8 protein-coding genes are annotated in these 7348 nt (G+C 42.5%); 5 read left to right on the top strand and 3 right to left on the bottom strand.

The window, feature by feature from the left end:
- Positions 1-132 precede the first annotated feature (132 nt).
- The 5 genes from K2Y18_04170 to K2Y18_04150 are packed head-to-tail and all read left to right on the top strand — an operon-like array spanning position 133 to position 4241.
- The gene (locus tag K2Y18_04170) at positions 133-1128 is read left to right on the top strand and encodes a PhoH family protein (protein ID MBX9804934.1); all 996 of its coding nucleotides are present in this window, start codon (positions 133-135) and stop codon (positions 1126-1128) included.
- A gap of 2 nt (positions 1129-1130) precedes the next feature.
- A complete protein-coding gene (gene ybeY, locus K2Y18_04165; protein ID MBX9804933.1) occupies positions 1131-1649 on the top strand; it encodes an rRNA maturation RNase YbeY in 519 nt (172 codons plus the stop codon).
- A gap of 14 nt (positions 1650-1663) precedes the next feature.
- On the top strand, positions 1664-2563 hold the full coding sequence (locus K2Y18_04160) for a hemolysin family protein (protein ID MBX9804932.1): 900 nt from the start codon (positions 1664-1666) through the stop codon (positions 2561-2563).
- 47 nt (positions 2564-2610) lie between these two features.
- Entirely contained in the window at positions 2611-3465 is an 855-nt protein-coding gene (locus K2Y18_04155) for an FkbM family methyltransferase (GenBank protein ID MBX9804931.1), read from the top strand.
- Between the two features lie 44 nt (positions 3466-3509).
- Entirely contained in the window at positions 3510-4241 is a 732-nt protein-coding gene (locus K2Y18_04150) for a methyltransferase domain-containing protein (GenBank protein MBX9804930.1), read from the top strand.
- 34 nt (positions 4242-4275) lie between these two features.
- Here the strand turns inward: K2Y18_04150 and K2Y18_04145 are convergent, their stop codons facing one another.
- From K2Y18_04145 to K2Y18_04135, 3 genes are read right to left on the bottom strand one after another with little or no spacing between them, the layout of a single operon-like run.
- A complete protein-coding gene (locus tag K2Y18_04145; protein MBX9804929.1) occupies positions 4276-5001 on the bottom strand; it encodes a class I SAM-dependent methyltransferase in 726 nt (241 codons plus the stop codon).
- Positions 5001-6407: a mannose-1-phosphate guanylyltransferase/mannose-6-phosphate isomerase gene (locus K2Y18_04140; GenBank protein ID MBX9804928.1), complete on the bottom strand. Its 1407-nt coding sequence runs from the start codon at positions 6405-6407 to the stop codon at positions 5001-5003. Before K2Y18_04140 ends, K2Y18_04145 begins: the two co-directional genes overlap by 1 nt.
- Positions 6404-7348, bottom strand: coding sequence for a GDP-L-fucose synthase (locus K2Y18_04135; protein MBX9804927.1), 945 nt, complete (start codon positions 7346-7348; stop codon positions 6404-6406). The genes K2Y18_04140 and K2Y18_04135 overlap by 4 nt, the downstream gene beginning before the upstream one ends.

The following is a 7348-nucleotide window of genomic DNA, read 5'->3' as shown; positions in this document are numbered from 1 at the left end:
AACAGGGTACGTTGTTACTGTATGATAAAGCCTTATCACGTAAGAGGAATGCATCAAGTTGACGAGGCTTTGACTTTTGCTTCATACTCAAATTAAATTGAAAGATTTCTTTATGAAAGAGGGTGTGTTTCTTTGACCGCAAAGGCGTCGAAAACTATTTTTGTTAAATTTGACGATAACCAGGGGTTGTCAGCACTTGTTGGGCCCCAGGATCGCAATATATTGCGTATGGAACAGCGCCTTGATGTTTCAATTGCCTTACGCGGAACGAAAATAGAAATTACTGGCACAGAGCCGGAAATTAGTTATGCAAAGTCAGCCCTTCAGTATCTTTACTCTCAATTTTCTAAAGGGCGCACCCTCGAGATTGAGGATGTTGATGCGGCCATTCGGTTGGCGAGTGCTTCGGTCACCTTTGATCGGGGAGGGGAAACTACAGAAAATGGGGAAGTTTCCATTCCCACAAAGCGACGGATAGTTTTTCCAAGGTCAGCACGTCAAGCAGAATATATTAAGATGATGCAGACCTATGATTTGGTATTTGGACTTGGGCCTGCTGGAACGGGAAAGACCTATTTAGCGGTTGCTTATGGGGTATCTTTGTTGCTGTCGGGTCAGATAGACCGAATCATTCTCTCTCGCCCAGCCGTAGAAGCCGGAGAGAAGCTCGGCTTCTTACCAGGAGATATGCGGGAGAAAATCGATCCCTATTTACGCCCTCTCTATGATGCGCTCCATGACATGTTACCGGCAGAACAGGTTATTAAAAGAATGACGAATGGTGAAATTGAAGTCGCCCCTTTAGCGTTTATGCGGGGTCGTACCTTAAGTAATGCCTTTGTGATTTTGGATGAAGCCCAAAACACGACACCCATTCAAATGAAAATGTTTTTGACGCGTCTCGGGGTGAACTCTCGGATGGTCATTACCGGCGACTTGACTCAAGTTGACTTGCCCGCCGGGGTGTTGTCCGGATTGAAAGATGCGATACGAGCCCTTGAAGGTGTTAAGGAAATTGGGTATCTTACCTTTGGTGAAGAAGATGTGGTTCGTCATGGCCTTGTATCAAAAATTGTCCATGCTTATGACGAGTATACACGAAACCGCCTTAACCTGGTTGACTATTAAAAATGCCTGATCCTGACCCGTCAATAGATATCGTCGTGATTCTCGACAAACCGTGCTGGGAACGGCCTCTCCTTGAGTGGGAATCTCTTATTCAACCTGTTGTTTTACAGACCCTACAAGAAGCCCGATGGAAAATGGATTCAGAAATCAATGTTTTATTGACTGATAACCATGCAATTCAAAATCTCAACAAAACCTATCTTGGTAAAGATAAACCGACAAATGTCTTGTCTTTTCCCAGTTTAGAACTAGCAGAAATTGCTACTATACATAGAGGAAAGGGGTCACAAATCCCTGTCATTTTAGGGGATGTGGCTCTTGCCTTTGAGACAATACAAGAAGAGGCTGTTGCTCAGAATAAATCTTTCGATCATCACTTAACACATTTGGTGGTACATGGTGTCCTTCATTTGCTAGGATACGATCATGAGAACGATGAGGATGCTGCCGCAATGGAAACCTTAGAAATAAAGATTTTAACTTCCCTGTTGATACCTAACCCCTACCAAGAGCGACCATAATCAGGATGAAAACAATGTCTACACAATTTGATCCAGACCAAGAAGTTTCAGCCAGATCGAGAATAATCCATTGGCTAAGACACAAATGGCGAGGGGTGACTCGTCCCGATCATGACAATAGTTTACGAGAGACAATTGAAGAATTAATCGAAGATACGGAAGATGAAGCTAATCCTTCCATTGAATCGGATGAACGCATGCTGTTGGGTAATGTTCTCAGTTTGCGAGATTTGACAGCGGAAGACGTGATGGTACCTCGGGTAGATATTATTGCTGTTCCTCTCACGATTCCCGGTGCGGATTTATTGGGGGTTTTAACAAAATCGCGTCATTCACGTGTGCCTGTTTTTCGAAGTAATTTAGATGAAGTTATTGGGATGGTAGAGACGAAGGATGTTTTAATGTGGGCCGCAACAAAAAAACCCTTAAATATTAAAACTCTTATAAGAGATGTATTGTACATCTCTCCGACAATGCGAACCCTTGACTTGCTGTTTCAAATGCGAGAAACAGGAACCAAAATGGCCATGGTCGTTGATGAGTTTGGTGGCGTTGATGGCATTGTTACTTTTTCTGGTTTAATTGAAGAAATTATTGGGGATATTCAAGATGCCCAAGACCGTTCACCAAGTTATCAACTTGTTGAACGGAGCGATGGCAGTATTTTGGCAGATGCTCGCGTCACCCTTGAAGAAATTTCTGAAAAATACGGCATCAATCTTGTGGTCGAAGGTCTTGAGGATGAAATCGATACTCTGGGGGGACTTGTGGTTGCCCTTGCTGGGCGGGTGCCAACGCGTGGTGAGTTGATCATCCATCCTGTTGGTCTCGAAATTGAAGTGGTTGATGCAGATCCGCGCCGCGTGAAGAGGCTCAATCTTCGGGGTATTCAAAAACTCGTGACAATAGAGTAAGTGATTGTTGATGAGTATGTGTGCGGGTCTATTGGAGTCTTTTTGATATGTTAAGTTTTTTACAAGCGACAAAAACAAAAATGCTTGTTGCTCAATTTTTATACCGTCTCATTCGGCTATTTGGGATAAAGGATCATCAAATTGTTTTGAGACAAGGGATTAGGTATGAATTAGATTTGAAAGAAGGAATCGATTTAAGAATATTTCTCTTCGGAAACTTCCAAAAGCATATTTATAAGAACCTCTCTCAAAAACTCAATGCTGAACCAATTGTTTTTGATGTGGGTGCAAACATAGGTTCAATATGTTTGAACCTTGCACAGATTCTACCCGACGCCAAAATTTACGCAATTGAACCCACCTATTTTGCCTGGAAAAAGTTATTAAATAATTTAGCCTTAAATCCAACCCTTGCAAAACGGATTGTGCCCATCCAAACCTTTGTTGGGGAACATTCATCACAAACTACTGATTTTAAAGCATTTTCAAGTTGGCCTATTGACTCTTTAAGACTCAATGAGAAAAAGCATAAGATTCATTTAGGAGAAGAAAAGGAGGCGACTTCCTCTCAGATATCTATTGATGACTTTGTTAGAATTGAAAAAATTCCTAAAGTCGATTTTATAAAAATTGATACCGATGGCTATGAATTAAATGTATTGAGAGGGGCAATCAATACGCTTGTGATTTTTAGACCCCTTATCATTTTTGAGCTCAGCACGTACTTATTGAAAGAAAAAAATGTGGCCCTTAAAGAGTATTTTGAATTCTTTAAAAAGATTAGCTATACCATGAAGGATTCCCAAACACATAAAACCGTAACAATGGAGAATATTTATAAGATCATTCCTGATCAGGGGACGGTGGATATTCTTGCGTATCCGTGTGAGGACGCCTCATGAGATTAAGGCTATCATTTCTTCAATCATATGGGGCGCAGTAGAGAATGTCGGATCACGTTTCTGAGTTGATTCTAAGCGAAAATATTTTGAAAGATATGGGTTTTGTCCTTCCGTTGACGGCCAAGATTCTTGATTTTGGTTGTGGTGCGGGGGCTGCTGTAGAGGCCTTTCCTGACCGAGGGTATGGACAGGTTTACGGGTATGATGTTGAAAACTATTTGAGTAAGAAGCATTCGAATGATTCATCTCACTTCTTCTTTTCGATTGAGGAAATGGCCACTCACAAGGGCAGTTTCGACTTTGTTTTTTCGAATCAAGTCTTTGAGCATGTCATGGATTACCCTCAAACGATTCAACAGATTTATGATCTCTTGAAGCCGGGGGGGATCTCTTTACACTATTTTCCATCAAAATGGCGCGTCATAGAGCCTCATATTTATGTCCCCTTTGCTGGAGCAATTTCATCCAAAGCGTATCTTCATTTTTGGGCGAAAATGGGAGTTCGTAATGAATTTCAAGGTGGTAAAAGTCCTGCGGCTGTTTGTGAACAAAACTATAATTATTGCCAGAACAATCTAAATTATTTGAGCTCAGGAGAGCTCTATGAAAAATTTAACGCCTTGTTTAGACGCGTTGAGTTTCGAGAAGATTTGTTTATTAAGCATTCCCCTGGGCGATTGCGACACATCTCAAAAATCTTAAAGTATATTCCAGGGGTTCCTTATTGTATGAGAACATTTCATGCTCACACTGTATTCTTGCAGAAGCCCTTTTGAGTAAATGTTTCACAGAAAAAGAGGCCAAGAAGCATCATATCTTTTCAAGTACGATGAGTATTCGAAATCCAAACAGGAATCCAAAATAAGGCTCCATTATTTTCTCGAAAGCCAACAATGGTTTAATGAGGAATTTTGGGATTAAGGACCATCTCTTAAACCCTCCTGAAAGCGGATAGCACCAGAGGCTCATAAAAGATTTTTGAATGATTCGTAGGTCGGGAAACGCTTTGGAAAAAGCTGCTTGATGCTTTCCAAAGAGAAGCGTCGGTATGGCTTGGTTGGCATCAAATGGCTTTCTATCAGAAGAAAGGGGGCCATCTTCGAGCGGATTTGAATCCAGAATGACAGGCTCTTCATGAATAAAGTGGTAAAAAAACCAACTTAAAGGTGTGATGGCAGGATCCAAGAGAATAATTCGGCCACCGGATTGAAGTGCTTTCGAAGCTTCTTGGAAGAATCGAATGGGTCGTTCGATATGATGGAGAACGTCAATAGCCACGATATTGGCAAGGCACCCATTTTCTAGGGGGAGCTTTTGCGCATCACAAACGCAATCTAACCAGGGAGATGAAATAATATCGGACGAGATTACATGGGGGAGGTATTCTTTTAAATTCCCAGTACCACCGCCAATTTCAAGGGTGGTTCCCGACGTTGCATGAGACGTGATCCGGTCATAAAAATCCTGGTAAATCGCCTTTAAAACAGGTTTATTTCTCCAAATCTCTCGATGGTTTTCTAAGATGTCTGTCGTCATTAAACGCGACCATAAATGTCTTTAAGTCTCACAATATCATCTTCTCCAAGGTAACTTCCTGACTGCACCTCAATGAGGTGGAGCTCAATTTTTCCAGGATTCTCAACAGCGTGTGGGGTGCCAGCGGGAATGTATATAGACTCATTCTCGTGCACAAGTTGCGTCTTGTCCCCAATTTGCACTTTTGCTGTTCCCGTGACCACGACCCAATGTTCTGCTCGATGGTAATGGATTTGCACAGATGTTTTGGATTGGCTTTTAAGCATCAACCGCTTCACCTTAAACCGCTCCCCCAAATCAATTTCTTGGTAATATCCCCAAGGTCTGTAAACCCGTTTATGGAAATCCAACTCTGAGCGCAAATTATGGGCTAAGTGTGTCGTGATTTCTTTCACATTTTCGGCATTGGCTTTATTGGCAACCAGTACGGCATCGCTGGACGCCACAACGATAAGGTTCTCGAGGCCAATAACGGACACCAATAGACCATCGCTACGGATGTAGCTGTTTTTGACATCTTGGGCAATGACATCTCCTATGATGGCGTTGCCGCTTTCATCTTTAGTGTTCAATTCCCAAACAGCTTGCCATGTACCGATGTCAGACCAACCAATGTCATGACAAGCAACGACGACAATATGATCACTTTTTTCAATAACGCCATAATCTATGGAAATATTATCGCACTTCTCAAAATCATCCTTGGGAACGCGAATAAAGTCGAGGTCAGGCTTTGAATTTTGAATCGCTGCCTTAGCATGATCAAAGGTGTTTGGAAGATGCTGTTGGAGGGCTTTTAGAAACACCTTAGCCTTGGCAAAAAAGATGCCACTATTCCAAAAGCAAGAGGATTTCAGTAATTCTTCGGCCTTAGGAGCATCTGGCTTCTCAACAAATTTCTCGACAGAAAAAACGTGTTCGCTCATTGCTTCAGATTTTGGGATAATATAGCCATAGCCTGTCTTTGGGCCCTCAGGGGGAATGCCAAAAACGACGATGTTGTCTTGATCCGCTGCAATTTTTGCCTTTTGGATGGCTTCATTCAAAACCTTGGAATTTAAGATCTGATGATCTGAAGGTGAGAAGAGGATATAGGTTTCTGGATCTTTAATAAAATGCGCAGCCAATGCCATGGCTGGGGCAGTGTTGCGGGCACATGGCTCAAGAATAATTGCGGCTTGTGTAATCCCAATTTCATGCATTTGTTCTGCTACTAAAAATCGGTAATGTTCATTACTGATGATCATTGGCGTTTCATACTCAGGCTGGGAGAAGCGCTGGGCTGTTTGTTGTAGCAAGCTTAAGCCGCCTAAGGGAGCGAGAAGCTGCTTTGGGTAAGATGTTCGGGATAGGGGCCAAAGGCGTGTACCGCCTCCGCCACAAAGAATAACGGGTTGTATCTTCATGATGAATATCTCGTTAAGAAGTTTTGATACGTAAGTTCTAGACCTGCCTCTAAAGGTATCTTAGCCGTCCATCCATAATTAGACAACTTTGTGGTGTCCAAGAGCTTCCTTGGGGTTCCATCCAGCTGGGCGCCATCAAAAGTAATTGCCCCGTCATAACCGACGACTCTTGCAACGATTTCGCTTAAGTCCTTTATGGAGATATCTTGACCCGTTCCAACATTGATGGGGTCCATATCTGAATAATTGTTTGCGAGGAATAAACACGCATCAGCCAAATCATCCACATACAAAAACTCCCGCATTGGAGTGCCTGTGCCCCATAAACTCACACACGGGGTCATGTTTATTTTTGCTTCATGAAATTTTAAAATCAGGGCGGGAATGACGTGACTGTTTTCCGCATCATAAGTATCACCAGGCCCATAGAGATTGGTTGGCATGATGCTGATATAATCAACTCCGTACTGACGACGGAAAGCTTCAACAAGCTTGAGCCCGGCAATTTTTGCAATCGCATACCATTGATTTGTTTCTTCCAAGGGTCCAGACAGAAGGGAATCTTCTCGGATAGGCTGAGAGGAAAGACGCGGATAAATACAAGATGAGCCCAAAAAGACAAGTCGTTCAACTTTAGATTGGTGGGCAGAACCAATAACATTTTGTTGAATCAACAAGTTGTCATGAATAAAGTCCGCAGGGTAAAGGCTGTTGGCAAGAATACCTCCAACTTTTGCTGCAGCAAGGAAAACAACTTCTGGTTTTTTATCTTCAAACCAGCTTCTTACGGCGCTTTGATCTTGTAAATCAAGCTCAGAGCGTGTCGCCGTTAATAGGTGACAATCTACCTTTGAGAGGGCTCTCACAAGAGCTTGTCCAACCATTCCCCCATGGCCAGCAACAAATATCTTTTTTCCCTGAAGAACGTTTTGTGTACTCAT

This window comes from Alphaproteobacteria bacterium, assembly GCA_019746225.1.
Taxonomy (GTDB): domain Bacteria; phylum Pseudomonadota; class Alphaproteobacteria; order Paracaedibacterales; family VGCI01; genus VGCI01.
The sequence above is the reverse complement of the archived record's forward strand: the minus strand, read 5'-3'. Positions and strand labels throughout refer to the sequence as shown.